The following is a 26,640-nucleotide window of genomic DNA, read 5'->3' as shown; positions in this document are numbered from 1 at the left end:
ATCACCATGACTAACGGCAGGCGCGGCGGAAAATTAATCGGCCGACGTTATTTATTTTTGCGTTTTTGAGGTTATTTATATTCAGTTAAATGACAGCTTTGGAAGTGATTTCCAAAATAATGTCGACAAAATAAATACCGAGCGCCGCGATTATCGGCCCGTGCGGGCGGCGCATCTCTCGCGCCGCCTCGCGCCTTATTTCACGACATAATTCTTCGCTTCATTTTCACCGGCCCATTTACGCAGCGCGGCGATGAATTCCGGGCAGACGTTGCCGTCGACGGTGGAATCGACGATGACGCTGTCCTTCATGCGCATCAGCACCTTGCATTCATAAATGCGGGTGCGGCCCTGGTAGTAACCGCTGCTGCTTTGCTGAAATACCGGCGTTGCCGCGGTCGTGTTGGTGGCCGGGATCATGCCGACCACCTGCTGGCTGGTGCCGGTCGTGACCCATTCCTGGTAGGGCGCGGACTGGTAGTCGGACCACTCCAGCTCCATGGTGTTGCCGATCGCGCGCTTCTTGGAAGGCTCGCCCAGCGCCGCGATGGCGTCGTTGATCGAGCGGCCCTGCATGTTGCGGGCGACGTTGACGCTGGGGGAGAACGACAGGCCTTCCGAGAAGACCCGGCTCAGCGACGGCAGCGACGAACTGCCGCCGCTGGGCATCGGCGCGCAGCCGGCCAGGCTGGCGGCGGCGATCAGGCTGGCGGCCAGGCGCAGCGGCGGGCGGCGGGCGGAAAGGGGCAGGGGGAACGTCATGGCGTGCGGTCGGTGCTCCGTGGCGGCCGGACGCGGCGGCGGTGATCGCGGCCGGGCGCCAGGCGTTTTGTGTCTCTTCGTGACAGGCCGGGTCGGCAGGGCTTGTGACGGGAGAGTGATTGCAGACTGACAGCCTGCTTACGAAATGTCCGCCATTTTTACCGGAAAACGGGGCCAGCTTCCTTGCGCCAATGGTGAAATTTGTTACTCAATATGCCCGCGCCGCCTTGGCAGAGGGGACGGAGCGGGTAAACCGCTTGCTAAGATCGTGGCCGCTGAATCCACCCGATCCGGAACCCGAACGATGATATTTGCCCGATTTTCTCCGATTATCCGCGCGGCGCTCGGCGCGCTGGCGTTGATGGCGGGCCTGTTCGCGCCACAGGCGCATGCCGACAAGCTGTACGGCGGCATCGCGACGGATGGCAAACACGCCAAGATCTATTGGGCGCTGCCCGAGGATTCGGAAAAGGCGGCCGAATCGGCGGCGCTGGCGGCCTGCCGCAAGGGCGGCGGCAAGGACTGCAAATCGCTGAGCTGGTTTTCGGACAGCTGCATGACCTACGCCCGCAATACCTCGAACGACCTGTTCCCCGGCAACAGCGTGTCGCCGGAAATGGCGGCCAAGAAGGCGGTCCGCCGCTGCACCGCCGGCAGCCCCGACGGCAAATGCTGGCTGACCACGATGCCGCTGTGCGTGGGGCCGGGCTACAGCGCGCAGGACGTGGAGGCGGCCAGGAAGGCCACGCCGGCCGAGCTGGAGGCCCTGTCCGCCAAGCTCAACGATCGCGAGTACTGGGGCGCCGTCGCCGAGATGAACACGGGCGATCTGACCTATTCGGATGGCTACCCCAACGAGAAGGACGCCATCAACAAGCTGCTGGAATGGGAGGACTGCATCGGCTGCACCAAGGTCCTGACCTACCGCGACAGCTGCGTCGGCCTGGCCTGGGCCAAGGGCGTGAAGGGGCGCGGCACCAGCTACACCGCGCTCGATCCCGACCCGAAGGCGGCGCGCGATGCGGCGCGCAACACCTGCAGCGCCAAGAGCGGCCTGCCCAATTGCGTGGCGATGGTGCGCTGCTCGGGCCGTCCCTACATCAGCGGCTATGCCGGCGAGGACGAAAAGGCCAATTGAGATCGCCATGAGGCGGCCGCGCGCCGCCCGGCACGGCAAGCCGGCGCCCGTACAGGGGGGCCGGCTTTTTTCATGGGCGCCCGGTCAATCGGCCAGCCGCGCGGCGGCGTCGCGGACCACCTGCTGCAGCCATGCCAGCGCCGCGTCGCCGGGCGCGCGCCGGCTGCACACCATGTCGATATCGAAGGGGCCGGGGTCGACCTCCGGCGGCAGCGGCCGCAGCGTCAGGCCGGGGCCGGCCAGCCGCAACGCGGCGCGCCGCGCCAGCGTGGCGACCAGGTCGGTGCCCTGCACGGCGTGCGGCAGCGCGACGATGTGGGCGAAGGTGCAGGCCACCCGGCGCCGTTGGCCCAGCCGCGCCAGGCTGGCGTCCACCACGCCGCGGGCCGAGCCGTCGTCGCTGGGCGTGAACAGGGCGTGCGGCAGCGCCACGTAGCGCGCCAGGTCGAGCTTGCGGCCGCGCAGCGCCGGATGATGTCTGTCGGCGATGCAGACGAAATGCTCCGGGTACAGGCGTTCGCGCAGCATGCGCTTGGGCGGCGCCAGGTGGCCGCCGATGGCCAGGTCGACGCTGCCGTTGTCCAGCTGCTCGTAAAGGGCGGCGCGGTCGAGCCGCGCGATGCGCAGGTCGATGCCGGGGGCGTCGCGCCGCAGCGCCGCGACGATGTGCGGCACGATCACCACGTCGGCGTAGTCGCTGGCCGCCACGGTGAAGCGGCGGCCGGCGGCGGCCTGGGGATCGAAGCCGGCGCCTTGCGTCAGCGCCTGGCGGATCTGGTCCAGCGCCGCGCTCACGGCCGGCATCAGCGCGGCGGCCTTGGGCGTGGGCTGCATGCCGTCGGCGGTGCGCAGGAACAGCTCGTCCTGGAACAGCAGGCGCAGGCGGCCCAGCGCGCTGCTGACCGAGGGCTGGGCGCGGTTGATGCGCTGGCCGGCCAGGGTCACGTTGCGGGTGTCGTAGAGCGCCTCGAAGGCGACCAGCAGGTTCAGATCGACGGCGGAAAGATTCATGCCATCAATAATACGAATAGCGATTATGGATTTCAACAATTCCATGGCGCGGTCCTACCATGGCTGGCAGCAATGGAATCGAAGGACTGCGCAATGACGACCGTATTGATTACCGGCATCGAACCGTTCGATGGCGAAACCCTCAACCCTTCTTGGGAAGCCGCGCGGCGGCTGGATGGCGCGCAAGTGGCCGGCGCCACCCTGGTGGCGCGCCAGCTGCCGTGCGTGATCGGCAAGGTGGTGGGCGTGCTGCGCCAGGCCATCGAGGACACGCAACCGGACCTGGTGATCTGCCTGGGCCAGGCCGGCGGCCGCGGCGACGTGTCGATCGAGCGCGTCGCGATCAACGTGGTGGACGCGCGCATCCCCGACAACGAAGGCCGCCAGCCGATCGACGAACCGGTGGTGGCGGGCGGCCCGGCGGCCTATTTCTCGACCCTGCCGATCAAGGCCATCGTGCGCGACCTGCGGCGCGCGGGCGTGCCGGCGTCGGTGTCGTCGACGGCGGGCACCTACAACTGCAACACCATCTTCTACGGCCTGTCGCACTACATCGCCACCGAGCGCCCGGCGTTGCGCGGCGGCTTCGTGCACGTGCCGTACCTGCCGGAGATGGCGGCCCATCACCCCGGCCAGCCCAGCCTGGCGCTGGAGACGCTGATCGAGGGCGTGAAGGTGATGGTGGCGACCTCGCTGGCGGTCACGGCGGACGTCAAGGAAGGCGGCGGCGCGCTGCATTGAACGGAGACGGACGATGGATACCTTCAACGACGCCGACGCCTTCGCGCTGGACGGCGTGCCGTTCCGCCACCGGCAGGCGCGGGTGGACGGCCTGGGCTATCACGTGGTGGAAGGCGGCGCCGGGCCGGCGCTGATCCTGCTGGCGGGGTTTCCGCAGAGCTGGTACGCGTGGCGCCGCGTCATGCCGCTGCTGGCGCCGCATTTCCGCCTCTATGCGGTGGACCTGCCCGGGCAGGGCGACTCGGACAAGCCGCTGGACGGCTACGACACCCGCACGGCGGGCGAGCGCCTGCGGGCGCTGTTCCACACGCTGGGGCTGACGCGCTACGCGCTGGCCGGGCACGACATCGGCGCCTGGATCGCCTATCCCTACGCGGCGCGCCACGCCGACGAGGTCGAGCGGCTGGTGCTGCTGGACGCCAATATCCCTGGCGTGACGCTGCCCGCCAGCTTCGAGCTGGGACCGGACAACTGGAAGCGCTGGCATTTCCTCTTCAATACCGTGCCGGACCTGCCCGAAGCGCTGCTGCAGGGCCGCGAGCGGGTGCTGATCGAGTGGTTCTTCAGCCGCAAGACCGCCAACAAGCCGGGCGTGTTCAGCCGCGCCGACCTGGATGAGTACGAGCGGGTCTACCAGACGCTGGGCGGCTTGCGCGGCATGCTCGGCTATTACCGCGCGGCGCACCAGTCGGCCGAGCAGAACCGGGCGCTGCGCGAGACGCCGTTGACGCTGCCGGTGCTGGCGCTGGGCGGCGAGCACGGCAGCGCGCCCGACCTGCACCAGGCGCTGGGGCCGCTGGCGCGCGACTTGCGCGGCGGGGTGCTGGCCGATTGCGGCCACTATCTGCCGGAAGAGCAGCCGCGCGAACTGGCGCGGCGCATGCTGGCGTTCCTGGCGTAACCGCCGCAGCGTACGGCTGCCGCAGCATAGGGCTGCCCCAGCATAGGGCTGCCGCAGCATAGGGCTGCCCCAGCAACGGCTGCCGCAGCATTTCCACATTGCGTATCGGTATTTGTCCGGCGCACGGCGCGCTCCTATCCTGGCCTGCTTGGAATTTCCGCAGGAGCAGGATGATGGGCAATCGACGCAGGTCCCTCTTGAAGGCCGCGCTCGGCCTGGCCGGTGGCGTGGTGGTGGGCGCGGGCCTGTTGAGCAACATGACCGGCGCCGCGCCGGCCGCCACGGACGACGCCACGCGCTATCCGAGCCGGCCGGTCAAGCTGATCGTGCCGATCGCGGCCGGCGGCAGCGCCGACAAGCTGGCGCGCACCGTGGCGCAGAAACTGAGCGAGAAGTGGGGGCAGAGCGTGGTGGTGGAGAACCAGCCGGGCGCCAGCAGCGCCATCGGCAATGCCGCGGTGGCGCATGCGCGCGGCGACGGCTACACGCTGCTGCTGGGCGGCGATGCCTTGTCGCTGAACGCGCTGCAACCCGGCAAGCCGCTGTACGACCCGTTGCGCGACCTGCGCGGCGTGACCAAGGCGGTGGTGAATCCGCAGCTGCTGGTGGTGCGTCCGGGACTGGGCGTGAAGACCTTCCAGGAATTCGTGGCGCTGGTGCGCAGCCGGCCCGGCGAGATCTCGCTGGCGCTGCCTGGCGGCAACGGCAGCCTGCAGCACCTGGCGGTGGAACTGCTCAACGAACGCATCGGCGCCAAGACCAACCAGATTCCCTATCCGGGCGGCGGCCCGGCCACGCTCGACGTCCTGGGCGGCCACGTGGATGCCATGCTGATCACGCTGGCCGCGGCCACCGAGAACGTGCGCTCGGGCAAGCTGGTGGCGCTGGCGGTGACCACGCCGTACCGCTCCAAGGCGCTGCCGGAGGTGCCGACCATGCAGGAGGCGGGCCTGGCCGATTACGCGGTCGAGAGCTGGCAGGGCTTCGTGGCGCCGGCCTCGACCCCGCCGGCGCTGGTCGAGCGCATCCATCGCGATGTGGTGGCGGTGCTGCGCGAACCGGAGACCGCCACGCTGCTTGAGAACCTGGGGTTCGCCATCGCCGCCAGCACGCCGGAAGCCGTGGACCAGACCGTGCGCGACGACATCGCGACCTATCGGCGCGTGATCGCCACCGCCGACGTCAAGCTCCAGTAGGCGCGCCGCAACAGCGGTTTCATATTCATATCTGAAAGTCTTCTTTGTGTTGTGCGGCGGCGGACCGCAGCATAGAACTCCGTTCAATGCCTACGACACAACAACATGAAGACTCGCAATATCTCCGGCCGTATCCTGCAGGCGGCCGTCGCGCTGGCCCTGGCGGCCGGCGCCGCCGGCGCCCATGCCGATGCCACGCTGGACAAGATCAAGGAACGCGGCACCGTCACCATCGGCGTGCTGGCCAACGGCGGCGTGTTCGGCTCGATCGACCCCGCCACGCAGCAACTGGTCGGCTGGAATCCCGATCTGGCGCGTGAACTGGCCAAGGGCCTGGGCGTGAAGGCCGAGCTGGTGCAGGTGCAGACCGCCACCCGCACGCAGTTCCTGATCTCGGGCAAGGTCGATCTGCTGATCGCGTCGATGGAGCTGAACCCCGAACGCGCCGAGATCCTCGGCTACGCGCCGACGCCGTTCTTCCGCGTGGGCGGCGCCGCCGCCACCCGCAAGGACAGCGGCATCGCCAAGTGGGAAGACCTGCGCGGCAAGCCGGTCTGCGTGTCGCAGGGCAGCAGCTTCGCGCGGCCCCTGCAGGCCGACTACGGCGCGGTGGTCAAGGGCTACAAGAGTTCTTCGGACTCGCTGCTGGCGCTGCGCGGCGGCCAGTGCGTGGCCGCGGTGCACGATTCGACCCTGATCCATCCGCTGCTGCGCACCAATCCCGAATGGGCCGACTATCACGCGCCCATCGCCACGGAAGTGCTGCCGGCCAATTCGGTGGTCTGGACCCGCAAGGGCGAGGCCGACACCATCGCCGCCGTCGACAAGGTGATCCAGGGCTGGCACCGCAGCGGCTGGCTGATCGCCACCGAGAAGCGCCTGGACATCCAGCCGCCGCAGCCGCTGCTGCAGGAACTGCACGACAAGTACAAGCAGGGCAGCTGAGCCTCGCGCCCGCCCGTGTTGGAAAAGACCGATGAATAGACAAGCAATCAAGTGGGCCGCCGCGCTGGCGCTGGCGTCCCTGGCGACGGCGGCGCACGCCGACGCCACCCTGGACCGCGTCAAGCAGCGCGGCAAGCTGGTGGTGGGCGTGGACGGCGCCAGCCCGCCGTTCGGCCTGCTCGATCCGGCCACCGGCAAGGTGGGCGGCTTCCAGACCGAGCTGGGCGGCGATATCGCCCGGCGCCTGGGCGTGACGCTGGAGACGGTGCCGGTGACGGCCGCGACCCGCGTGCAGTTCCTGCAGGCCGGCAAGGTCGATCTGCTGATCGCCAACATCCAGTGGACCCAGGAACGCAGCGAGATCCTGAGCTACGCGCCGACGCCCTACAACCTGGTCGGCGGCGCGGCCATGGTGTCCAAGCGCAGCGGCATCAAGCGCTGGGAGGACCTGAAGGGCAAGGTGGCCTGCGTGTCGCAAGGCAGCAATTTCGCCAAGCCGCTGCAGGACACCTACGGCGCGGTGGTCAAGGGCCTGCGCAACATCCCGGAATCGCTGCTGGCGCTCAAGGGCGGCAGTTGCGACGCCTCGGTGCACATCCAGCCGGCGCTGTACGAGACGCTGCACGGGCCCAATGGCAAGGAATGGGAAGGCTTCGAGCTGGCCACCCCGGACCAGTTGATCCCGTCGCCCACGGTGATCTGGACCCGCCGCAACGAGGCCGATACGCGCGCCTTCGTCGACGGCGTGATCCGCGACTGGCATAAGTCCGGCCTGTTGGTGAAAGAGGCCGACAAGTTCGGCGTGCCGGCCGATTACCTGCGGCAGGCCAACGCCGACGCGCAGGCCGGCAAGTTCGACAGCGCGCCGCCCGAGGCCCAGGCCAAGCCATGACGACGGCCGCCGAGGACACGCTGCTGGCCGCGCTGCGCGCGCGGCTGGGCGCGGACTGGGTCGCGACCGGCGCGGACGCGGCGCCGTTCCTGACCGACCAGCGCCGCGTGCTGCACGGACAGGCGTTGGCGGTGGCGCGTCCGGCCGACGCCGAGGGCGTGGCGGCGGTATTGCGCCTGTGCCGCGCCGCGCGGGTGCCGGTGGTGCCGCAGGGCGGCAATACCGGGCTGATGGGCGGCGCCACGCCGGACGCCAGCGGCCAGGCCGTGGTGCTGTCGCTGGGCCGCCTGAACCGGGTGCTGGGCATCGATACCGACAACGACACCATCACGGTGCAGGCCGGCTGTGTGCTGGCGCAGGTGCAGGAGGCCGCCAGCCAGGCCGGCCGCCTGTTCCCGCTGAGCCTGGGGTCCGAAGGCAGCTGCACCATTGGCGGCAATCTTGCCACCAACGCCGGCGGCACGCAGGTGCTGCGCTACGGCAATGCGCGCGAGCTGACGCTGGGGCTGGAGGTGGTGACGGCCGAGGGCGAAGTCTGGAACGGCCTGCGCGGCCTGCGCAAGGACAACACCGGCTATTCGCTGCGGGACCTGTACATCGGCAGCGAGGGCACGCTCGGCGTGATCACCGCGGCCACGCTCAAGCTGTATCCCAAGCCGGCCGAGCAGGGCAGCGCCCTGGCCGGGCTGCCGTCGATCGAGGCGGCGCTGGGGTTCCTGTCGCTGGCGCGGCGGCGCCTGGGCGCGCAGCTGACGGCGTTCGAACTGATCGGCCGGCCGGTGCTGGAACTGGTGGCGCGCCACGTGCCGGACCAGCCGCAGCCGCTGCCGGCGCTGGCGCAACCCTGGTACGCCTTGCTGGAGGTCTCCGCCAACGAGGCCGGCGCGGCGGACGCCTTGCAGCGCCTGGCCGAGGCGGCGCTGGGCGAGGGCTTGCTGGAGGACGCGGCCATCGCCCACAGCCTGCAGCAGGCCGCCGCGTTCTGGCGGCTGCGCGACGAGGCCATCGGCCTGGCGCAGGCGCGTGACGGCGGCAACGTCAAGCACGACATCTCGGTGCCGGTCTCGCGGATTCCGGCCTTCCTGCAGGGCGCCGCGCAAGCGCTGCGCGCGCTCGACCCGGGCCTGCGGCCGATGGCGTTCGGCCACTTGGGCGACGGCAACCTGCACTACAACGTGTCGCACGACCCCGCCGGCCCGGTGGCGCGCCTGTTCGCCAACGAGGCCCGCATCCATGACCTGGTGCACGCCCAGGCCCATGCGCAGGGCGGCTCGATCAGCGCCGAGCACGGCATCGGCCAGGTCAAGCGCGACGCCTTGCCCCATTTCAAGAGCCCGCTGGAACTGGCGCTGATGCGCCGCGTCAAGCAGGCGCTCGATCCCCTGAACCTGATGAATCCCGGAAAGGTCCTGTCATGACTGAATCCCTGTTTCCCGGCGTGTTCTCGCGCCGCGCCCGCGGCGTCGAACTGTCGCCCATCGCCGCGGCCGGCGCGCGCGCCGCGCGGCTGGCGGCCGAGGGCCGCTCGATCGTGGTGTTGACCTCGGGCGAGCCCGACTTCGACACGCCCCAGGCCATCAAGGACGCCGCCGCGCTGGCGCTGGCGCAAGGCCAGACCAAGTACACGCCGACCGCCGGCACCGCCGCGCTGCGGCGCGCCGTGGCCGATGGCTATCGCCAGCGCCACGGCCTGCCCACCGAGGCGGCCCACGTCATCATCTCCAACGGCGGCAAGCAGGTGATCTACCTGGCCCTGGCCGCCACGCTGGACGAGGGCGACGAGGTGATCGTGCCGACGCCGTACTGGCCCACCTTCCTCGACTCGGTGCGGGTCAACGGCGGCAGGCCGGTGCTGGCGCCGACGGCCGAGGCCGATGGCTTCAAGCTCACGCCGCAGGGCCTGCGCCAGGCGCTGACGCCGCGCACCAAGTGGCTGATCCTGAATTCCCCCGGCAATCCGTCGGGCGCGGTCTACAGCGAGGCCGAGCTGGCGGCGCTGGCGGCGGTGCTGCGCGAGCACCCGTCGGTGCTGGTGCTGTGGGACGAGATGTACGAGCAGATCTGGTTCGACGAGCCGCCCGCGCACCTGCTGCGCGTCGCGCCGGAGCTGGCCGGACGCACGCTGGCGGTCAACGGCGTGTCCAAGGCCTATGCCATGACCGGCTGGCGCATCGGCTGGGGCGTGGGCCCGGCGGCGCTGATCGGCGTGCTGGAGGCGGTGCAGTCGCAGGTGTCGTCGGGCCCCAGTTCGCTGGGCCAGGCCGCCGCGCTGGTGGCGCTGCAGGGCGTGGCCGACGACTTCGTCGAGAACGCGCGGCTGGCCTATGCGCGCCGGGCGCGGCTGATCGTCGACGGCCTGGGCGCGGTGCCGGGCCTGCGCGTGGCGGCGCCGCGCGGCTCGTTCTTCGCCTGGATCGGGGTGGCCGGCCTGATCGGCCAGGTCCGACCCGACGGCGGCGTCATCGCCGATGATGGCGACGTGGTCGACTGGCTGCTCGAAGCCGAAGGGGTGGCGGTGGTGCGCGGCGCGGCCTACGGCCTGTCGCCGTACCTGCGGCTGTCGTTCGCCGCGTCGGACGCCAAGCTGGCCGAAGCCGTGACGCGCATCGGCCGCGCCGTGGCGGCGCTGCGGCCGGCGGCGCTGGAGGCGGCCGCATGATCGAACAGGCATTGCAGGCCTGGGTCCATTTCTTCAAGCCCCTGGGCCTGAATTACGGCTTCGTGCTGGATCCGGGCGAGCTGTCCGCCTTCGGCCACGGCCTGCTGGTGACGCTGCAACTGTGCGCCTGGACCATCCCCGTCAGCCTGCTGTTCGGCGTGCTGATCGCGGCCGGGCTCACCAGCGGTCGCGGCTGGCTGGCGCGGCCGCTGCAGGCCTTCGTCGAACTGACCCGCAACACGCCGACGCTGGTGCAGCTGTATTGCGCCTTCCTGGTGTTGAACATGCTGATCACGCAGAAGCTGGGCGGTGGCAGCCCGATCACGCCGTTCATGTGGGTGGTGATCGTGGTGGCGCTGCACAAGGGCGTGTTCCACGCCGAGGCGCTGCGCGCCGGCATCGAGGCGGTGCCGGCGGTGACGCTGGAAGCCGCGCGCTCGCTGGCCTTCTCGCGCCGCCAGATCCTGACGCAGGTGCAACTGCCGCTGGCGCTGCGCTTCGCGCTGCCGGCGCTGGTCAACAACCTGGTGGATCTGGTGAAGATGACCGCGATCGCCTCGGCCATCGCGGTGGGGGATGTGACCTACGAGTCCATCATGATCTGGTCGCACCGCGACAACGTGCTGGAACTGTTGCTGCTGATCCTGCTGTATTTCGGCCTGCTGACCTGGCTGGTGAGCGTGGGCGGACGCTGGCTGGAAGCGCGCTTGAGGATGCCCGGCTATGGCCAATGAACTGGTATTGAATGGCGCTGCCGCGCATCGCGCGGGCGGCGGCTGGCGGGCGCTGCTGCGCGATCCGTGGGTGGTGCTGCTGCTGGCGCTGGTCGCGCTGGGCGTCGCGTGGGCCCTGACCGACAGCGCGCCGGCCGCGGTGCGGCACCTGTGGCACTGGTCGCCGGCGTTGCTGCGCGGCCTGGGCATGAACGTGCAGATCAGCGTGCTGGCCATGGCGCTGGGCACGGCCGTCGGGCTGGTGGTGGGCGCGCTGTCGCTGTCGCCGTCGCCCCTGTTGCGGCGCTTGACGCGGATCTACGTGCTGGCGTTCCGCAACGCGCCGATCCTGGTGCTGGTGTACTTCACGACCTACGTGTTTCCGTTCGAACTGAACCTGGGCGGCTGGAACCTGCCGTTTCCCGACTGGATCAAGGTGGTGATCGGGCTGGGCCTGCCGGCCAGCGCCAACGTCGCCGAGATCTTCCGCGGGGCGATCCAGTCGATCCCCGAGGCGCAATGGGAAGCGGCGCAGTCGCTGGCGTTCCGGCGCTCGCAGATCTTCCGCATGATCGTGCTGCCGCAGTGCGTGCGGCGCATGCTGCCGTCGTGGATGAACCTGTACGCCAGCATCACCATGAGCACCTCGCTGGCCTCGCTGGTCGGCGTGCACGACCTGGTCGACACCGCCACGGTGGCCAGCAACACGGTGGCGCGCAGCGACTTCACCATCCTGGTCTATTTCACGCTATTGGCGCTGTTCTTCGCCTATTGCTATCCCATCGCGCGCTGGACGCGCCATCTGGAACGACGTTATGCGCATTACTGACAGCGGCGGCCACGCCGCGACCGACACCCCGCTGGTGAGCCTGCGGGACGTGCACCTGGCATTCGGCCAGACCGAGGTGCTCAAGGGCATCGACGTCGAGGTCCGGCCCGGCAACGCGGTGTCCATCATCGGCCCGTCGGGCTCGGGCAAGTCGACCATCCTGCGCTGCATCACCGGCCTGCTGCGGCCGCAGCGCGGCGAGATCGAGGTCGGCGGCGTGCGGGTCGACGGGCTCAAGACCGAGTCCGAGCTGATCGCCCTGCGCAAGCGGGTGGGCTTCGTGTTCCAGCAATACAACCTGTTCCCGCACCTGAGCGTGCTGGAGAACCTGGTGATTTCGCCCATCAAGGTCAACGGCCAGCCGCGGGCCCAGGCCCAGGCGCTGGCGCGCGAGCTGCTGGCCAAGGTGCGCATGGACCACAAGGAAAACGCCTACCCGGGCGAGCTGTCGGGCGGCCAGCAGCAACGCGTGGCCATTGCCCGCGCGCTGGCCCTGCGGCCCGAACTGATCCTGTTCGACGAAGTGACCTCGGCGCTGGATCCGGAAATGGTGGGCGAAGTGCTGACCGTGATCCGCGACCTGGTGCAGGACGGCCTGACCTGCGTGCTGGTGACGCACGAAATGCGCTTCGCCCAGGAGGTGAGCGACACGGTGTACTTCACCGAGGCCGGCCGCATCGTCGAGCACGGCCCGCCGGCCCGCATCTTTGGCCGGCCCGACAGCGAACGCACCCGCGCCTTCCTGCAACGCGCCTCGGCCGAGCCGCCGGTGCGGCGCGCCCAGGCCGATCCGATCGACGCCTACCTGACCTTTGACCCGCTGCGCCTCGCAGTGTGACGCGCTTTGCGCAACCCGGAGCCGACATGACCACCGAATCTTCCGTTTCCCTCGAACGCCGCCAGCAGGTGCAGGACGCCCTGGCCGACATCCGCGGCCTGCTGGCCGCCGCGCCGCTGTCGCGCGACTTGCTGGCGCGGATCACCACGCGCCTGGAACAACTGGCGCAACAGCGCGCGCTGTTTCCCGCGGCCGAATTCGCGCCGCCGGCGCCGGGGCAGGGCGTGGGCGCCTCGACCCGCTACCGCCTCAATCCCGACGACGCCGCCGGCGAACCGGCGCTCTACCTGAACTCGATCAACCCGGGCAAGACCACCTTGCCGCACAACCACACCACCTGGGCGGTGATCGTGGCCCTGTCGGGCCAGGAACTGAATCGCGTCTACCGCCGCAGCGACGACGGCTCGCAGGCCGGCCGCGCCACGCTGGAACAGGTGCGCGAAGTGGTGGTGCAGCCGGGGCAGTCGGTGTCGTTCCTGCCGGACGACATCCACAGCATCCATGTCACCGGCGATGAGCCGACCCTGCATTTCCACCTGTACGGCCAGCCGCTGGAGACGCTGTCGGGCCGCATCGGCATCGACCTGGCCACCGGCGAGATCGTCAACTACAACGCCACCCAGATGAAGCCGGGCCAGGAGCAGCGCGCATGAGCCTCGATCACGCCCACGTGCAAACCCGGCTGGTGCATGCCGGCAGTCCCGACCTGAAGCAGGGCGCCGGCCCGGTCAATGTGCCGGTGGTGCGCACCAGCACCGTGCGCTTTGCCGACACCGCCACGCACGCGGCGCTGAACGCGCAGCGCGCCGCTGGCGAACGCGTCGCCACCTACGGCCGCCATGGCCTGGACACGCACCAGGCGCTGGAAGCTGCGGTGGCCTCGCTGGAAGGGGGCCATCGCAGCGTCCTGGCGCCGTCCGGCCTGTCGGCCATCGTGCTGGTGCTGCTGGCCACGCTGGCGCCGGGCGAGCATGCGCTGGTGTCGGACAGCGTCTATTCGCCGGTGCGGCGCGTCGACAAGGCGCTGCTGCAGCGCTACGGCATCGAGGTTGAATACTTCTCGCCCGGCCGCGACGATCTGGCCGAACGCTTCCGCCCCAACACGCGGCTGCTGTATCTGGAGTCTCCCAGTTCGCTGCTGTTCGAGGTGCTGGACCTGCCGGCGCTGGCGGCCCAGGCGCGCAGCCGCGGCGTGGTGGTGGCCACCGACAACACCTGGAGCGGCGGCCTCTACTACCAGCCGCTGGCGCTGGGCGCCAACATCTCGATCCAGGCCGCCACCAAGTACCTGGCCGGTCATTCGGACGTGATGATGGGCGTGGTCACGGTCGACAGCCCCGAGCTGGCGCGGCAGGTCGGCGCCACCTACGACGCGCTCGGCCTGGCGGTGGGCGCGGACGATGCCTACCTGACGCTGCGCGGCCTGCGCACGCTGGACGTGCGGCTGGCGCGCCACCACCAGAACGCGCTGAGCGTGGCGGAATACCTGTCGCGCCACGCGGACGTCGAGCGGGTCTATTACCCGGCCTTGCCGCAGGATCCCGGCCATGCGCTGTGGCGGCGTGATTTCAGCGGCGCCAGCGGCCTGGTGTCGTTCGCGCTGCGGGCGGACCAGCCGGGCGCCGCGGCGCGCTTCATCGACGCGTTGCGCTATTTCTCCATCGGCGCGTCCTGGGGCGGCTACGAGAGCCTGGCGCTGGAAGCGGCGCCGGAACGGCTGGCCGAACACAGCGTGTGGCAGGGCGGCCATGAAGTGGTGCGCCTGCACATCGGCCTGGAGCATCCGCTGGACCTGGTGGAAGACCTCGATCGGGCCTTCGGCGTGGTCCGCGACGGCCTGCGCCGCAGCGCCTGACGCATATGCAAATGACTGCGTTTCCTTAGGGATTCTGATTATGTAGAAGCAATTACAACCTCTTTGTCCGGTTGTACCCCCGGGGTCTAGAATTTGCCTTGTTCCAAGGTTGGCGGCAGGGCATGTCTTCTATTTCTTCGATCGGATCGGTACAGCTTTCCTTCGCGGCGCGGCAGCTGGACGCCGTGCGCGAGTTCTACCGCGGCACCCTCGGGCTGGATGAAATGCCAGTCCCGGACGGGCGCCTGCTGTTCGCGCTGGGCGACGCGACCCTGTCGCTGTCGCCGGTGGCCGAGGTCAGCCGCGAGGTCAGGGCCGACTACCTGGCCATCCGCACCGGCGCCTACGACGACATCCTGCTGCGCCTGCGCGATGCGGGCTTTCACCCGGTCTGTTCGCTGCCCGACGCCTTGCCGCGCGTCATGTACGTCAAAGACCCCAGCGGCAACCAGCTGGCATTTCTCGGCTAGGCCTCGTGCTCGGCTCCCTCACACAGGCCTCGGCGATTCCATGAACTTCCAGCAACTGCGTTCCGTGCGCGAAACCGTGCGCCGCGATTTCAACCTGACCGACGTGTCGGAAAGCCTGCACACCTCGCAACCCGGCGTCAGCCGCCAGATCCGCGAGCTGGAGGAAGAGGTCGGCGTCGACATCTTCGTGCGCTCCGGCAAGCGCCTGATCGGCCTGACGCCGCCGGGCGAGCAGATCCTGCCGCTGGTCGAGCAGATCCTGCAATGCGCCGACAACATCCGTCATGCCGGCGCCGAATACGCCGACAGCCGCAAGGGCGTGCTGTCGATCGCCGCGACCCATTCGCAGGCGCGCTATGCCTTGCCGCCGGTCATCAAGGAGTTCCGCCAGCGCTATCCCGAGGTGGTGCTGCACCTGCACCAGGGCTCGCCGCGGCAGGTCTCGGAAATGCTGCTCGAAGGCGAGGCCGACATCGGCGTCGCCACCGAGGCGGTGGCCGACTATCCCGGCCTGCTGAACCTGCCGTGCTACCGCTGGAGCCACAGCATCATCGTGCCCAAGGGGCATCCGCTGGGCGCGGTGGAAGGCGGCATCAGCCTGTCGCAACTGTCGCGCTATCCCATCATCACCTATGGCCGCGGCTACACCGGCCGGGCCCACATCGACGAAGCCTTCGCGCGCGCCGGCATCACGCCCGACATCGTCATGACGGCGATGGACGCGGACGTCATCAAGACCTACGTCGAGCTGGAACTGGGCGTGGGCATCGTGGCCGCCGTGGCCTGGGACGCCGAGCGCGACACGCGCCTGTGCGCCATCGACGCGCGCCATCTGTTCGAGATCAACCTGACGCGGCTGGCCATCCGCCGCGGCGCCTGGCTGCGCGGCTACGCCTTCCATTTCATCGAGATGTTCGTGCCGACGCTGACGCGCGCGGTGGTGGACCAGGCGCTCAAGGGCGAGGCCTGACCGCGGCGCGCGCGCGGTCCGCCTGATCGGCCAGAGGCCGACATGGGCCGCGCAGTCGCCGCATATCCATAGACGCATTTCTACGTTGTCCGCGCCGGGCCGCGGACGTAGGCTGATCCGGTTCTTCAACCCCAGGAATTCCGGATCCCATGAGCACCCATTCCGACGCGGCCGCCGCCGCTTTCCGCCACGACACCGAACGCGCCCGGGCCGTGCGCGACTTCATCGCGCAGGTCAAGGCCCTGGTGCCGGACCCCGCGCGCGCCACGCCCGATCAACTGGCGCCGGTCGCCCGCCTGCTCGAAGCGCTGGGCCGCCGCGCCGAGCTGTTTCCGCCGCAGGCCTTTGAAGTGGTGCCGGGCCGGCCCACCGCGATCTACCGCCTGGCCGAGGACGCCGACGGCGCCTACGCGCTGTACCTGTCGCTGGGCGAGGCGGGCAAGGCCCAGCCGCCGCACGACCACACCACCTGGGCCATCATCGCCGGCGTGTCGGGCAACGAGCGCAACGAGGTCTATGCGCGCAGCGCCGGCGCCGAGCCGGGCCGCGACGTGCTGACCCACGTGCGGCGCGTCGACGTGGCCGCGGGCGACTCGATCGTGCTGGGACCGAGCGACGTGCACACCATCGAGCTGGTGGACGGCAAGCCCGGCGCGCACCTGCATTTCTACGGCCTGGCGCTCGACCGTCTGCATGGCCGGGTGGTGTTCGAGAGCACCGCTGGCGGTTCCTACCGCACCTTTTCGCCGCCGGCCGCGATCTACCATGCGCGCCTGTCGCCCGCCGGGTTGCAGGAAGCGCTGCGCGGCGAGGCCGAGATCGCCGTGCTCGACGTGCGCGAAGCCGGCCGCTACGCCCGCCGCCACCTGCTGTACGCGGTGCCCGCGCCGCTGTGGCGCCTGGAGGTGCTGGCCGACCGCCTGGTGCCGCGCCGCGACACGCGCATCGTGCTGGTGGATGACGACGAGACCCTGGCGCACCAGGCCGCGGCCAAGCTGACCCGCCTGGGCTGGACCGACATCTCGGTGCTGGCCGGCGGCACCGACGGCTGGGAGCGGGAAGGGCGCGAGCTGTTCTCCGGCACCAACGTGCCCAGCAAGGCCTTCGGCGAAGTCATCGAGCACGAGAAGCACACGCCCTGGATCGACGTCGACGACCTGCACGAGCGCGTCGCGCGCGGCGACGACATCGTGGTGGTCGACAGCCGCACGCCGGAGGAATTCCACAACTTTACGCTGCCGTTCTCGCACAGCCTGCCGGGCGCCGAACTGGTGTACCGCATCCGCGAACTGGCGCCGGATCCCAAGACCTTCGTGGTGGTGAACTGTGCCGGCCGCACGCGCAGCATCGTCGGCGCGCAGACGCTGATCGACGCTGGCATCCCGAACCGCGTGGCGTCGCTGCGCAACGGCACCATGGAATGGCTGCTGTCCGGCCGCGAGCTGGCCTATGGCCGCCAGGCGGCCTTGCCGGAACCGTCCGCCGACAGCGCCGCCGCGGCGCGCGTGCAGGCGCGCGGCGTGGCCGAACGCGCCGGCATCGGCCATATCGACGCCGCCACCTTGCGAGCGTTCGAGGCCGAGCAGGGCACGCGCACGCTGTACAAGTTCGACGTGCGCACCCGCGAGGAATACGAGACCGGCCACCTGCCGGGCTGGCGCTGGGCGCCGGGCGGCCAGCTGGTGCAGGCGACCGACGAGTACCTGGCGACGCGCCGCGCGCGGGTGGTGCTGGTCGACTGGGACGGCGTGCGCGCGCAGACCACCGGCGCCTGGCTGGCGCAGCTGGGCGCGGTCGAGGTCTATCTGTACCAACCGCCGGCGCTGGCGCCGCTGGAACGCGGCGCCGAGCCGCGCCGCGTGCTGCGCCACCGGCCCGACGCGCCCGCGCTGCGGGCCCAGGCCTTGCGGGCGGCGCTGGATGCCGGCGCCGCCGAACTGTTCGATATCGAATCGCGGCTGGCCTACGAGCGCGGCCACGTACCGGGCGCGCGCTACGCCGCGCCGGATCGCCTGCAGGAGTTTCTGCCGACCGACACGCAACGCCCCATCGTGCTGACCTCGCCCGACGGCGTGCTGGCCGCGGTGGCGGCGGCCGAACTGGCCTGGCGCAGCGGCCGTCCGGTCAGTTACCTGCTGGGCGGCACGCGTGCCTGGCAGGCGCAGGGCCTGCCGCTGGCGCAAGGCGCCGAGGGCGTGCTGACGGGCGACGACGACCAGAGCATCAGCCCGTATCTGTTCGACGACCTGTCGGCGCGCGACCAGGGCTTCCGCGACTATCTCGACTGGGAGCTGGGGCTGGTGGCGCAGCTGGAGCGCGATGGCAGCGCGGATATCCGGTTGATCGCGGCGGCGTAGGCGGAGCGCCTGGGCGCCGCGGGCGATGCCCAGCCGGGGCATCCGCCGCGCGGCGCCACGGCGCCGGCCTGTCGTGAAGGCAGGCGCCGCGCTGGCCTCGCGCCGGAATTCGCGGGCGCAGGTCGCGATCGACCGCGACCTGCGCATTCCGGTAATCAGGATATGACCAGTAAATTGTTCCTGACTGTAAGCTGAACAAATATGCTCCGGATTCCCAGGCCGCATTGCGCCTGCTTCCGGAGATCATGATGTCCCTATCGAAACTGCTGGCGGGCGCTTTCGCCGCGCTGGCCAGCCTGATGGCCTTTCCCGCCACGGCGCAGCACGCCAAGTACCTGGTCACCACCGAGTGGCTGGAGAAGAACCTGAACGACCCCAAGGTGCGTGTCATCGAGGTGAGCGTCAATCCCGGCCTGTTCGAGCGCGGCCACATTCCCGGCGCCAGCAACGTCAACTGGCACACCGACCTGGTCGACACCGTCAACCGCGACATCGCGCCGCCCAAGCAGTTCCAGGCGCTGCTGGAGCGCGCCGGCGTCAACACCGACAGCACCGTGGTGCTGTACGGGGACAACAACAACTGGTTCGCCGCCTGGGGCGCGTGGATCTTCGACATCTACGGCATCGACAATGTGAAGATCCTGGACGGCGGCCGCAAGAAATGGGAAGCCGAGGGCCGCCCGCAGTCCAACAGCGTCAAGGTGCTGGCCGCCGGCAACGCGCGTCCCAAGGACGCCAACCCGGCGCTGCGCGCCCACCTGCAGGACGTGCTGGCGGTGGCGCGCAAGGACAAGCAGGACGTGCTGGTCGACATCCGTTCGGCCGACGAATACAACGGCAAGATCTTCGCGCCCAACGGCGTGCCGGAACTGGCGGTGCGCGCCGGCCACGTGCCGGGCGCGGTCAACGTCACCTGGAGCAAGCTGGTGGCGGAAGACGGCACCTTCAAGTCGGCCGACGAACTGCGCGCCATCTACCAGGCGGTGGGCGTGGACGGCAGCAAGCCCATCATCACCTATTGCCGCATCGGCGAGCGCTCCAGCCACTCGTGGTTCGCGCTGCGCAAGCTGCTGGGCTACGACGTGCGCAACTATGACGGTTCGTGGACCGAGTACGGCAACAGCGTCGGTTCGCCGATCAGCAATCCGTCGGGCACCGTGTGGGGCAAGACCTGAGTGAGCGCCCTGGGAAACTCCGCGCCGCCGGCCGGGTCGGCGGCGGCTGTCGCCACGGGCTCGGCCGCCGCGATCCCGTCCGCCGCCGCGGCGATCGGCAATGCGGCGGCCGTGGCGCTGCTGGCCGCCATCGGCGCGGCCGCCTGGTGGCTGGCGTCGCAGCCCGAGGGCGGCCGCGGCCTGTCCTTGTCGCTGCTGCTCGGCGCCGCCTTCGGCATCGTGCTGCAACGTTCACGATTCTGCTTTTACTGCATCGCGCGTGACGCGATCGAGCGGCGCGACCCCGCCGGCGCCTATGCCGTGCTGGTGGCGCTGGCGGTCGGCACGCTCGGCTATCACGCGGTGTTCGGCGCGTTCCTGCCCATCCCCGGGGCCGAGCGCCTGCCGCCCGGCGCTCACATCGGGCCGGTCAGCCTGGCCCTGGTGGCCGGGGCGTTCGTGTTCGGGGTCGGCATGCGCATCTCGGGCTCCTGCATCAGCGCGCATTTGTACCGCCTCGGCGAAGGCGCGCTGGCCTCGCCATTCGCCTTGCTGGGCGCGGGCGTCGGCTTCGTGCTGGGTTTCGCGTCCTGGAACACCTTGTACCTGGCCATGATCCAGCAGGCGCTGGTGGTGTGGCTGCCGCACCACCTCGGCTACGGCGGCACCGTGCTGCTGCAAATCGCGTTGCTGGCGTTGCTGGCGCTGGGCCTGAGCCGGCTCGGCCGGCGCGTTCCGGCGGCGCGCCAGGCCGATGGCGCGCCTGACGGCGCCGCCATCCGGCCAGCGAATGCCTCCCAGCACGCGGCGAACGGCCCGGCCACGCCGCCGTCCTCGCCATGGCAAGCCGTGCTGCGGGACCGCTGGCCGCCCGCGGTCGGCGGCCTGCTGGTGGCCTTCATCGGCGTCATCGCCTACCTGCGCATCGCGCCGCTGGGCGTGACCGCCGAACTGGGCAGCGTGGCCCGCACCGCCGCGTCCGCGGCCGGCGCGCTGCCGGCCCGGCTGGAGGGGCTGGACACCTTCGCCGGCTGCGCCACCGCGGTCAAGAACGCGCTGCTGTCCAACAACGGCGCCTTCGTGCTGGCGCTGGTGGCGGGCGCCTGGGCCGCCGCGCTGGCCGCCGGCGCGTTCCGGCCGCGCTGGCCGACGGCGCGCGAGATCCTGCGCAACTTCACCGGCGGCGTCCTGATGGGGTGGGGCGGCATGACCGCGCTGGGCTGCACCGTCGGCACTCTGCTGTCCGGCGTGATGGCGGGCGCGGCGTCGGGCTGGATCTTCGGCGCGGCCTGCGTGGCGGGGATCTGGGTGGCGCTGAAGCTGCGCCCGACGCGCTGAGCATCCGTCCGCTTTCCACCGGCAACCGCTTCCGCTTGACGGTTCCCGCCGATACGTTATTGCGGAGGATCGGCAATAACGGCTCCATGCGCGGGCCGGTCGAGGCGGACCGCGCGCTTCGACAGGCGCGAGGGAGGTCCGGTTGTCGGGTGGCGGCGTGGAGGCGGCGGTGGCGTGGTGTCGGAAGTATGGGGCGGGGGTGTTCGGCGTTGCCGCTGAAACCCGGTTATTGCATCGGCAGATCAGATCCGGCGCCGAGCTGGGGCGACGGCGATGAAACGACAGCACGCGTGCCTGCTCGTGATCGCTTCGGTACTGGCGATGCTTATGCTGGTGCCGTTGTCATGGTTGCTGCCGTTCCCGCACGGGTTCACCAACGCGCCCGTCAAGTCGGACGAGGTGCAGGAGACGCCAACGACGCAGACGCCGTTTTCCCCGCCCAATGGCGGCCGGGAGATCCGTTCGCTCAGCGTGCATCCCGATGGCAATGACTGGCTGTTCGTGGAGTGCGCCCGGACCGGCGACAACCGATGCGACGTCATGCGCTATCAATGGAAGACGGGAAAGCTGTATCGCTACGGACTGCCCGCTGGCTACACCTATCCCTACGCCCGCTATTCACCGCAGGGCAACTACATCGTGATGTCGCGGCGGCGGATCGCCGGCGATTCCGACGATGAACAGCGCCGTTCGCTCGACGCCATGCAGATCCTGCTGATGCGCAGCGATGGCGAGGGCCTCCAGATCCTTCCCTTGGCGCGGGGCAACAAGCTCTCGCCTTTCATGTCGCTGGATGAAAGCCGGATCGCATTCTGGAGGACGGGACGCATCCTGCCGCCCGGACAACGCCTGGGCCTGCTCGATTTCGATATCTGGGAGTTTGATCGGGCCGACGCGACGGAACGGCCTTTTGCCGGCATCTTCAAATTCGTTTCCGGCGGCCAGGCGCAGTATCTCTCGGAGGACGAGATCCTGTTCCGAACCTTCGGGCCGGCGGGACATCTCTCGAGCTACGAGCCCCTGTATGGCAGAAGCAGCGTCCATCGCATGCGGCGCGGAGATACGAGGCTGCCCGAACCACAGGTCTTCAGCGGCATCAAGTACGCCGAGATGCCGACGATGGATCGGGCGGGGAACCTGTATCTCTGGGGGCAGACGCCGCGCTACGGCCTGACCTTGATCCGTATTGAACCGGGAGGCCAGCGCAAGGCCTGGCAGCCGGGCCTGGGATTCATTCCGCAGGAGTTGATCTGCGATCCGGCGGGCGCATATCTCGCGTCGATCTATTGGGACCAGCCGATGGATGTCACGAACCGTCCGGGCGGCTTGGCCATGCTGGATATCGCGACGGATACCTGGACCGCGATTCCACTGCCGTCGTGGCGGGATGCGGAAGTCATTCCGGTAGACACAAGTGCGTGTGGCATGGATGACGGCGCACAGGGCTGTTCGATCAATTCGAGGAGCGAATAATGGCAATGGAGCATGATGCAATCGGATGGGTGGGTCTGGATTCCTGGAGTCCAACGAGCTACATACCCGTGTACGGGCTCTGGTGCGGGCCAAATTGGTCCGCGGGGGAGAGAGGTGGGGAGAAAACCAGGGAGCAGCTGGTCGAGAGCGCAGTGTTGACGCGCATCGGCATCGACGGGGTGACACCCGAGATCAGTCCCGTCGATTCGTTCTGCAAGGACCATGACATTGCCTATTTCGACGCTCAGGGGCAGCCGGATGAAGCCGTGCGAAAGCTGGAGGCGGATCTCGTCTTGATGGCCAGGCTCGAACAGCTTGATTTCGACCAGCTGCCGGCGGCCGAGCGCGTATATGGCCGCCTCATGTTGTATGCATTCTTCGAGAAAATATTACTCGTTGATCTGCCCAACGCATCGAGCGAGTGGATGGGGCACCGCATTCTTGAATTGGCAAAATCCTTCGAAAAACTCTTCCACCACATCGATGGCCTGACCTATACCGATCAGTTCGGCAGCACGATCACAGGCATGGCTTTCGATGCCAAGAACGAGGGCCTCGCCTACCGACTCTTCGGAGTGACGTGCACGCAGATGGACGGCGCCAGCAACACGTGGGCTTGCTACCAGGATGCATTCCAGGCGATCCACAGCTTTACGCCCATCGCCAATGGCCTGGTCGTTGAAGCAGCGACGAGAATCATCACCGTGATGAACGACGGCTCGGTGCTCGAACAGATCGGAACCTCGACGCCGGTAACCCTGCTTACGCCGGCCCCTCATCCCTCGGCCGGCTCGCCCCCGGGGAATGACGCCAGCGCGCCGCACCACGATGGAAACTTGATATCGGGGGGAGAGATCGGAATACCGCCTGACGGCTTCGGAGATTGGGCGCTTGTTCCCAGCCTGCCGTTCGTGCCGCCCGCGCCGCCTCCCGCTCCGAGCGCGCCGCCCGCCGCTCCGCCCGCGGCGGGGCCGGATAAGCCTGTCGCAGGGGAGAAACCCGTGGCATCCGCGCCGCCAGGATCTCAACCTCCCTATTACATCGAGGTTGTCGATCCACCCGGTCCCAGCGATCTGATGGGGCGCCCGTCACCCCCCATCAAAGTGGTCGGCGACGAACCCCTGCCTTCATGGGTGCCGTTGCCGGAAGAGTCGAATCCGTGGGTGTGCGATGCGTGGAAAGGGCCTGAATTCGACGATTGCATACGGTTTTATTTCCAAGCCAAGTCCGTGGCGCTGGATCCGGAACGAATGGCCGGCGTCGAGCTTGCCGCAGACCATGACGCCACATTCGAACTGATGGATAACCTGATGCATCGCCATGCTCTCGTTGGGCAGGAGGTCGATGAACTTGTGTACGCGCCGGTCTTGGGATTGTTTTCCGATCCTCCACCCGGCGATGCGCTGATTGGGCACGATCTATATTGATGTAGTTTTTTGTCACAACATCGCCCGCGCGTGATAGCATCGGCCGACAGCACAGTCCGGGCGTCCGTCCCGACGACTGTGCCCCAGGTTCCTTGTCGATTCGTTGCGAGCGCCCCATGCACCTCTCCGAAGTCGAATTGAACGCCGCCTTGCGGGCCCAACTCGAGGCCCGCCGCCAGAGCCACCGTGGCTTGATGGCGCTGGCCCTTCTCATCGTCCTGATGTTCCTGTATCTGCTGTGGCTCTGGTATTCGCCGCCGCAATGGCTGAGTGACTACGTGGTGCCCGGGCGCGCCATTGCCGCTTCCTATGGCCTTCTGGTCGCGATTCTGGTGTTCCTGCCGGTGGCATTGCACACGGCCTGGCGCCACGGGCAGGCCTTCGTGGGCATCGGCCGCGTCTTGCGGGCCGGGCGCGTCCAGGTGGCGCAGGGCGCGCTGACGGGCATGCGGCCGCGCGCCGATGGCGTGCCGTTGTCGGCGGCCCCGGTGGCGCCTACCCGGAATTCGGGCGGACTGCGGTGGAAGGGCGCCCGCGTCGACTACGTGCTGGATGGCAAGCCGGTGCCCGGCTTGCTCGATCCCCCCAATCCGGACGCGATCGTACAGCACGAGGTGATGGACCTCTATACCTTGTATCCCGATGCGCAGGCGCGGATCAGTTTTTCCTGCGGGGAAAGGATCGCGCGGGTGGACTATCCGGAATTGCCGCCGGTGCGGGTCACGGACCAGCCCATGGGCGAGGACGACTGGGCCGAACTGCGGCGCGGCGCGCTCAAGCCGCTGGCATGGATGGTGGGGATCTTCCTGTTCCTGATGATGCTGCCGGTGGGGTTGGGGGCAATCGTCGGGATCCTGTCGCTGGATGCCTACCAGGCGTTCCTGTGGCTGTTCGCGGCGGTGATGCTGGCGTGTCTGTCGCCGCCGTGTATCGGCCCGCTGCGCAAGCTCTGGCTGTGGCAGCAAAGGTCGCGGCTACAAACCTGCAAGCGCACGGTGCGCGGCCCGGTGACCGAAGTGCTGGTCACCGTGCGCACGCTGGGGCGTTCGCCGGAGTACGTGCGCTGGGTGCGGGTGGATGGACGCTGGTATCAGGACGCCTACATTCCGGCCCTGCGCTTCGATGCGCGGCGATTGCACACGCGCGGCGATGCCGAGCTGAACTTCCTGGTGGTGGACGGGCGCGTGCGCTTTCCGTTGAAGCATCATTGCCCGCTGGAGATCGGCCCGTTGCCGTCCGGGGCGCAACCTGCCTGATGCCGCATCAGGCCCACGATTGCGCCACCGCCGCCAGGCACGCGATCACCGACGCGAACGCGATGGCCAGTCCGATCAGCTTGCGTTTTTCCAGTTCGGTCCAGAGCAGCACGCCGGTCAGGCACAGCGCGATCAGCGCGCCGCCGATGGTGTCGGACAGCAGCACCCAGGCCACGCCGGTGCCATTGGCGCGATGGAAGTTCTGGATCACGCCCCACCAGCTGGCGCTGCTGCGGCGGGCGCTGGCGGCGCCGCTTTGCGGCCAGAATTCCACCTGCACCTGATAGCCCGGCGCGCGGAACAGCGCCTGCCAGCGCTCGGGCTGGCGCGCGGTGACATCGCCCCAGCGCACGTCCTGCGCCGCTTCCTTGCGGACGCGTTCGACCGGCTTGTCCAGCTTCAAGGCCTGCTGCAGCCATTGGCCGACCGCCGCGTCGGTGCGCGGCAGGCCGGCGGGCGCCTGCAATTGCAGGGTCTCGACCGCCGGGCCGGGCATGTCGATCTTGAGCACGGCGCGATGGTTCTGCAGGATGCCGCTGGCGCCGAACAGCAGGCCCAGCAGCGCGCCCCACAAACCGAGCCAGCCGTGGGCCTTGCGCAGCGCCTTCAGGTATTGACCGCGCCGCGCCGGCGGACGCGGCGGCCGGGCGATGGCGGAGTTGGCGGAGGCGAGGCTCATGGCCGCGCCTCGCGCAGGCGCAACGCGGTGACGGTGAAACTGTCGGCGGTGAAATGCCGTTGCGACTCGCCGCCGTCCGCCGGATAGACCTCGGTGTCGTCCATGCTGGGCAGGTAGGCGATGCCGTGGTCGGCGTCGTAGGCCATGTTGTGGGCCCAGGGCCGGGTGCCGATGGAGGCCAGCCGGCGCAGGTGGCCGGTACGGCTCGCGTCATGGATCGACAGGCGGGCATCGGCGCCGCTGGGCGCCAGCAGCCAGCCGCGGCGGGCGTCATAGGCCAGGGCGTTGATGTCGCGGCCGGCGGCGGCGCTGGCCAGTACCGCGCCGCTGTCCGCGTCCAGGCTCAGCAGGCGCGGATCGGCGCCGCGGCAGGCGACGAACAGCCGCTTGCCGGCGGGATCGGCGGCCAGGGCGCTGGGGCGCGGGCATTGCGGCGGCTGCCACAGGCGCGTCAGCGTCATGCGGCGCAGGTCGATGACGGCAATGCGGCCCTCGTCGCGCAGCGGCAATGCCACCACACCGGGCCCGAGCAGCGCGGGCGCGTCGAGCTTGGCGGCCGGCAGGTCGAGGCTGGCGCGCACGCAGTCGCAGGCCGGATCGAGGCGGTAGACGCGCGACACGGCGCCGCGGCGGCCGCTGGTCACCAGCACCTGGCCGCTGTCGGGGTCGTACAGCACGTTGTTGAGGTTGCCGATGTCGAGCGGCACGCGCTTGAGCACTTGCCGGTCGGAGGCCCGCACCACGATCACGCTGCCGTCCATGCCGGCCACGTAGAGCCGGTCGGCCGACGGCACGGCGGCGACGGCGTTGGCGCCTTCGGTGCCGGGTATCCGGGCCAGCGCCTGGCGGCGGGCGGTGTCGTAGACGGTGAGGCCGTTCTCGCGGCGCGCCAGCAGCAGTTCGGCGCCGTCGCGCGCCAGGGCCGCGAAGCCCCAACTGTGGCCGCTGCCGGGCAGCGCGGTGGCGCTGCGCTCGGCCACGATGGGATCGCGGGCGGCGGCCGTTTCGGCGCCGGCCGGGGCCTGGGCGATCAGGG

25 protein-coding genes are annotated in these 26,640 nt (G+C 69.4%); 21 read left to right on the top strand and 4 right to left on the bottom strand.

The window, feature by feature from the left end:
• Positions 1–195 precede the first annotated feature (195 nt).
• Positions 196–762 carry a hypothetical protein gene (locus H0523_RS20530; protein WP_054430558.1) on the bottom strand — a complete coding sequence of 189 codons (567 nt, stop codon included), beginning with the start codon at positions 760–762 and terminating at the stop codon, positions 196–198.
• 304 nt (positions 763–1,066) lie between these two features.
• Here H0523_RS20530 and H0523_RS20525 point away from each other — a divergent pair, with 304 nt between their 5' ends.
• The gene (locus tag H0523_RS20525) at positions 1,067–1,900 is read left to right on the top strand and encodes a DUF4189 domain-containing protein (RefSeq protein ID WP_054430557.1); all 834 of its coding nucleotides are present in this window, start codon (positions 1,067–1,069) and stop codon (positions 1,898–1,900) included.
• Positions 1,901–1,984: 84 nt separating this feature from the next.
• On the opposite strand, the gene H0523_RS20520 is transcribed toward H0523_RS20525, so the two are convergent.
• The gene (locus tag H0523_RS20520; RefSeq protein WP_054430556.1) at positions 1,985–2,911 is read right to left on the bottom strand and encodes a LysR family transcriptional regulator; all 927 of its coding nucleotides are present in this window, start codon (positions 2,909–2,911) and stop codon (positions 1,985–1,987) included.
• 93 nt (positions 2,912–3,004) lie between these two features.
• Here H0523_RS20520 and pcp point away from each other — a divergent pair, with 93 nt between their 5' ends.
• The 20 genes from pcp to H0523_RS20420 all read left to right on the top strand — a co-directional run bounded on the left by pcp (position 3,005) and on the right by H0523_RS20420 (position 24,925).
• Complete coding sequence (gene pcp / locus H0523_RS20515) at positions 3,005–3,652, top strand: pyroglutamyl-peptidase I (RefSeq protein WP_054430555.1); 648 nt, start codon at positions 3,005–3,007, stop codon at positions 3,650–3,652.
• Between the two features lie 13 nt (positions 3,653–3,665).
• Entirely contained in the window at positions 3,666–4,553 is an 888-nt protein-coding gene (locus H0523_RS20510; RefSeq protein WP_054430554.1) for an alpha/beta fold hydrolase, read from the top strand.
• Positions 4,554–4,723: 170 nt separating this feature from the next.
• Positions 4,724–5,749: a Bug family tripartite tricarboxylate transporter substrate binding protein gene (locus H0523_RS20505; protein ID WP_369817054.1), complete on the top strand. Its 1,026-nt coding sequence runs from the start codon at positions 4,724–4,726 to the stop codon at positions 5,747–5,749.
• A 105-nt stretch (positions 5,750–5,854) separates the two neighbouring features.
• Positions 5,855–6,694, top strand: coding sequence for a transporter substrate-binding domain-containing protein (locus H0523_RS20500; protein WP_054430553.1), 840 nt, complete (start codon positions 5,855–5,857; stop codon positions 6,692–6,694).
• Between the two features lie 31 nt (positions 6,695–6,725).
• Positions 6,726–7,586, top strand: a complete 861-nt coding sequence (locus H0523_RS20495; protein ID WP_054460595.1) for a transporter substrate-binding domain-containing protein — start codon at positions 6,726–6,728, stop codon at positions 7,584–7,586.
• Positions 7,583–9,004, top strand: a complete 1,422-nt coding sequence (locus H0523_RS20490) for an FAD-binding oxidoreductase (RefSeq protein ID WP_054430551.1) — start codon at positions 7,583–7,585, stop codon at positions 9,002–9,004. The genes H0523_RS20495 and H0523_RS20490 overlap by 4 nt, the downstream gene beginning before the upstream one ends.
• Positions 9,001–10,245 (top strand): aminotransferase class I/II-fold pyridoxal phosphate-dependent enzyme, encoded by a 1,245-nt coding sequence (locus tag H0523_RS20485; RefSeq protein WP_054430550.1) that lies wholly within the window; start codon positions 9,001–9,003, stop codon positions 10,243–10,245. Before H0523_RS20490 ends, H0523_RS20485 begins: the two co-directional genes overlap by 4 nt.
• The gene (locus H0523_RS20480; protein WP_054430549.1) at positions 10,242–10,979 is read left to right on the top strand and encodes an amino acid ABC transporter permease; all 738 of its coding nucleotides are present in this window, start codon (positions 10,242–10,244) and stop codon (positions 10,977–10,979) included. The genes H0523_RS20485 and H0523_RS20480 overlap by 4 nt, the downstream gene beginning before the upstream one ends.
• A complete protein-coding gene (locus H0523_RS20475) occupies positions 10,969–11,787 on the top strand; it encodes an amino acid ABC transporter permease (protein WP_054430548.1) in 819 nt (272 codons plus the stop codon). Before H0523_RS20480 ends, H0523_RS20475 begins: the two co-directional genes overlap by 11 nt.
• Positions 11,774–12,625 carry an amino acid ABC transporter ATP-binding protein gene (locus H0523_RS20470; protein WP_054430547.1) on the top strand — a complete coding sequence of 284 codons (852 nt, stop codon included), beginning with the start codon at positions 11,774–11,776 and terminating at the stop codon, positions 12,623–12,625. Before H0523_RS20475 ends, H0523_RS20470 begins: the two co-directional genes overlap by 14 nt.
• 26 nt (positions 12,626–12,651) lie before the next feature.
• Entirely contained in the window at positions 12,652–13,278 is a 627-nt protein-coding gene (locus H0523_RS20465; RefSeq protein ID WP_054430546.1) for a cysteine dioxygenase family protein, read from the top strand.
• The gene (gene metC, locus H0523_RS20460) at positions 13,275–14,480 is read left to right on the top strand and encodes a cystathionine beta-lyase (RefSeq protein ID WP_054430545.1); all 1,206 of its coding nucleotides are present in this window, start codon (positions 13,275–13,277) and stop codon (positions 14,478–14,480) included. The genes H0523_RS20465 and metC overlap by 4 nt, the downstream gene beginning before the upstream one ends.
• A 122-nt stretch (positions 14,481–14,602) precedes the next feature.
• Complete coding sequence (locus H0523_RS20455; RefSeq protein ID WP_054430684.1) at positions 14,603–14,950, top strand: VOC family protein; 348 nt, start codon at positions 14,603–14,605, stop codon at positions 14,948–14,950.
• Between the two features lie 40 nt (positions 14,951–14,990).
• A complete protein-coding gene (locus tag H0523_RS20450) occupies positions 14,991–15,920 on the top strand; it encodes a CysB family HTH-type transcriptional regulator (protein WP_054430544.1) in 930 nt (309 codons plus the stop codon).
• A gap of 149 nt (positions 15,921–16,069) precedes the next feature.
• Positions 16,070–18,277 carry a rhodanese-like domain-containing protein gene (locus H0523_RS20445; protein ID WP_054430543.1) on the top strand — a complete coding sequence of 736 codons (2,208 nt, stop codon included), beginning with the start codon at positions 16,070–16,072 and terminating at the stop codon, positions 18,275–18,277.
• A 245-nt stretch (positions 18,278–18,522) separates the two neighbouring features.
• A complete protein-coding gene (locus H0523_RS20440) occupies positions 18,523–19,452 on the top strand; it encodes a sulfurtransferase (RefSeq protein ID WP_197287355.1) in 930 nt (309 codons plus the stop codon).
• 93 nt (positions 19,453–19,545) lie between these two features.
• A complete protein-coding gene (locus H0523_RS20435) occupies positions 19,546–20,769 on the top strand; it encodes a YeeE/YedE family protein (protein ID WP_369817057.1) in 1,224 nt (407 codons plus the stop codon).
• Between the two features lie 273 nt (positions 20,770–21,042).
• Complete coding sequence (locus H0523_RS20430) at positions 21,043–22,242, top strand: hypothetical protein (RefSeq protein ID WP_054430542.1); 1,200 nt, start codon at positions 21,043–21,045, stop codon at positions 22,240–22,242.
• Positions 22,243–22,394: 152 nt separating this feature from the next.
• The gene (locus H0523_RS20425) at positions 22,395–23,669 is read left to right on the top strand and encodes a hypothetical protein (RefSeq protein WP_156350033.1); all 1,275 of its coding nucleotides are present in this window, start codon (positions 22,395–22,397) and stop codon (positions 23,667–23,669) included.
• Between the two features lie 116 nt (positions 23,670–23,785).
• Positions 23,786–24,925 (top strand): hypothetical protein, encoded by a 1,140-nt coding sequence (locus H0523_RS20420; RefSeq protein WP_054430540.1) that lies wholly within the window; start codon positions 23,786–23,788, stop codon positions 24,923–24,925.
• A 7-nt stretch (positions 24,926–24,932) separates the two neighbouring features.
• Here the strand turns inward: H0523_RS20420 and H0523_RS20415 are convergent, their stop codons facing one another.
• Positions 24,933–25,604 (bottom strand): PepSY-associated TM helix domain-containing protein, encoded by a 672-nt coding sequence (locus H0523_RS20415; RefSeq protein WP_054430539.1) that lies wholly within the window; start codon positions 25,602–25,604, stop codon positions 24,933–24,935.
• Positions 25,601–26,640: YncE family protein (locus H0523_RS20410; RefSeq protein ID WP_180180133.1), on the bottom strand; the 1,040-nt coding region annotated here is incomplete at its 5' end. The genes H0523_RS20415 and H0523_RS20410, both read right to left, overlap by 4 nt.

Origin of the sequence: Achromobacter insuavis (assembly GCF_902859645.1) — a bacterium.
Taxonomy (GTDB): domain Bacteria; phylum Pseudomonadota; class Gammaproteobacteria; order Burkholderiales; family Burkholderiaceae_B; genus Achromobacter; species Achromobacter insuavis.
This window is presented reverse-complemented; position numbering and strand designations above follow the sequence as displayed.

What these genes read in the sequence shown, in the direction of transcription:
- H0523_RS20525 (WP_054430557.1), top strand. Translation starts at nt 1,067, where the DNA reads ATGATATTTGCCCGATTTTCTCCGATTATCCGCGCGGCGCTCGGCGCG.
- H0523_RS20420 (WP_054430540.1), top strand. Translation starts at nt 23,786, where the DNA reads ATGCACCTCTCCGAAGTCGAATTGAACGCCGCCTTGCGGGCCCAACTC.
- H0523_RS20510 (WP_054430554.1), top strand. Translation starts at nt 3,666, where the DNA reads ATGGATACCTTCAACGACGCCGACGCCTTCGCGCTGGACGGCGTGCCG.
- H0523_RS20485 (WP_054430550.1), top strand. Translation starts at nt 9,001, where the DNA reads ATGACTGAATCCCTGTTTCCCGGCGTGTTCTCGCGCCGCGCCCGCGGC.
- pcp (WP_054430555.1), top strand. Translation starts at nt 3,005, where the DNA reads ATGACGACCGTATTGATTACCGGCATCGAACCGTTCGATGGCGAAACC.
- H0523_RS20445 (WP_054430543.1), top strand. Translation starts at nt 16,070, where the DNA reads ATGAGCACCCATTCCGACGCGGCCGCCGCCGCTTTCCGCCACGACACC.
- metC (WP_054430545.1), top strand. Translation starts at nt 13,275, where the DNA reads ATGAGCCTCGATCACGCCCACGTGCAAACCCGGCTGGTGCATGCCGGC.
- H0523_RS20440 (WP_197287355.1), top strand. Translation starts at nt 18,523, where the DNA reads ATGATGTCCCTATCGAAACTGCTGGCGGGCGCTTTCGCCGCGCTGGCC.
- H0523_RS20530 (WP_054430558.1), bottom strand. Translation starts at nt 762, where the DNA reads ATGACGTTCCCCCTGCCCCTTTCCGCCCGCCGCCCGCCGCTGCGCCTG.
- H0523_RS20495 (WP_054460595.1), top strand. Translation starts at nt 6,726, where the DNA reads ATGAATAGACAAGCAATCAAGTGGGCCGCCGCGCTGGCGCTGGCGTCC.
- H0523_RS20505 (WP_369817054.1), top strand. Translation starts at nt 4,724, where the DNA reads ATGATGGGCAATCGACGCAGGTCCCTCTTGAAGGCCGCGCTCGGCCTG.
- H0523_RS20450 (WP_054430544.1), top strand. Translation starts at nt 14,991, where the DNA reads ATGAACTTCCAGCAACTGCGTTCCGTGCGCGAAACCGTGCGCCGCGAT.
- H0523_RS20480 (WP_054430549.1), top strand. Translation starts at nt 10,242, where the DNA reads ATGATCGAACAGGCATTGCAGGCCTGGGTCCATTTCTTCAAGCCCCTG.
- H0523_RS20475 (WP_054430548.1), top strand. Translation starts at nt 10,969, where the DNA reads ATGGCCAATGAACTGGTATTGAATGGCGCTGCCGCGCATCGCGCGGGC.
- H0523_RS20470 (WP_054430547.1), top strand. Translation starts at nt 11,774, where the DNA reads ATGCGCATTACTGACAGCGGCGGCCACGCCGCGACCGACACCCCGCTG.
- H0523_RS20430 (WP_054430542.1), top strand. Translation starts at nt 21,043, where the DNA reads ATGAAACGACAGCACGCGTGCCTGCTCGTGATCGCTTCGGTACTGGCG.
- H0523_RS20520 (WP_054430556.1), bottom strand. Translation starts at nt 2,911, where the DNA reads ATGAATCTTTCCGCCGTCGATCTGAACCTGCTGGTCGCCTTCGAGGCG.
- H0523_RS20500 (WP_054430553.1), top strand. Translation starts at nt 5,855, where the DNA reads ATGAAGACTCGCAATATCTCCGGCCGTATCCTGCAGGCGGCCGTCGCG.
- H0523_RS20490 (WP_054430551.1), top strand. Translation starts at nt 7,583, where the DNA reads ATGACGACGGCCGCCGAGGACACGCTGCTGGCCGCGCTGCGCGCGCGG.
- H0523_RS20415 (WP_054430539.1), bottom strand. Translation starts at nt 25,604, where the DNA reads ATGAGCCTCGCCTCCGCCAACTCCGCCATCGCCCGGCCGCCGCGTCCG.
- H0523_RS20465 (WP_054430546.1), top strand. Translation starts at nt 12,652, where the DNA reads ATGACCACCGAATCTTCCGTTTCCCTCGAACGCCGCCAGCAGGTGCAG.
- H0523_RS20455 (WP_054430684.1), top strand. Translation starts at nt 14,603, where the DNA reads ATGTCTTCTATTTCTTCGATCGGATCGGTACAGCTTTCCTTCGCGGCG.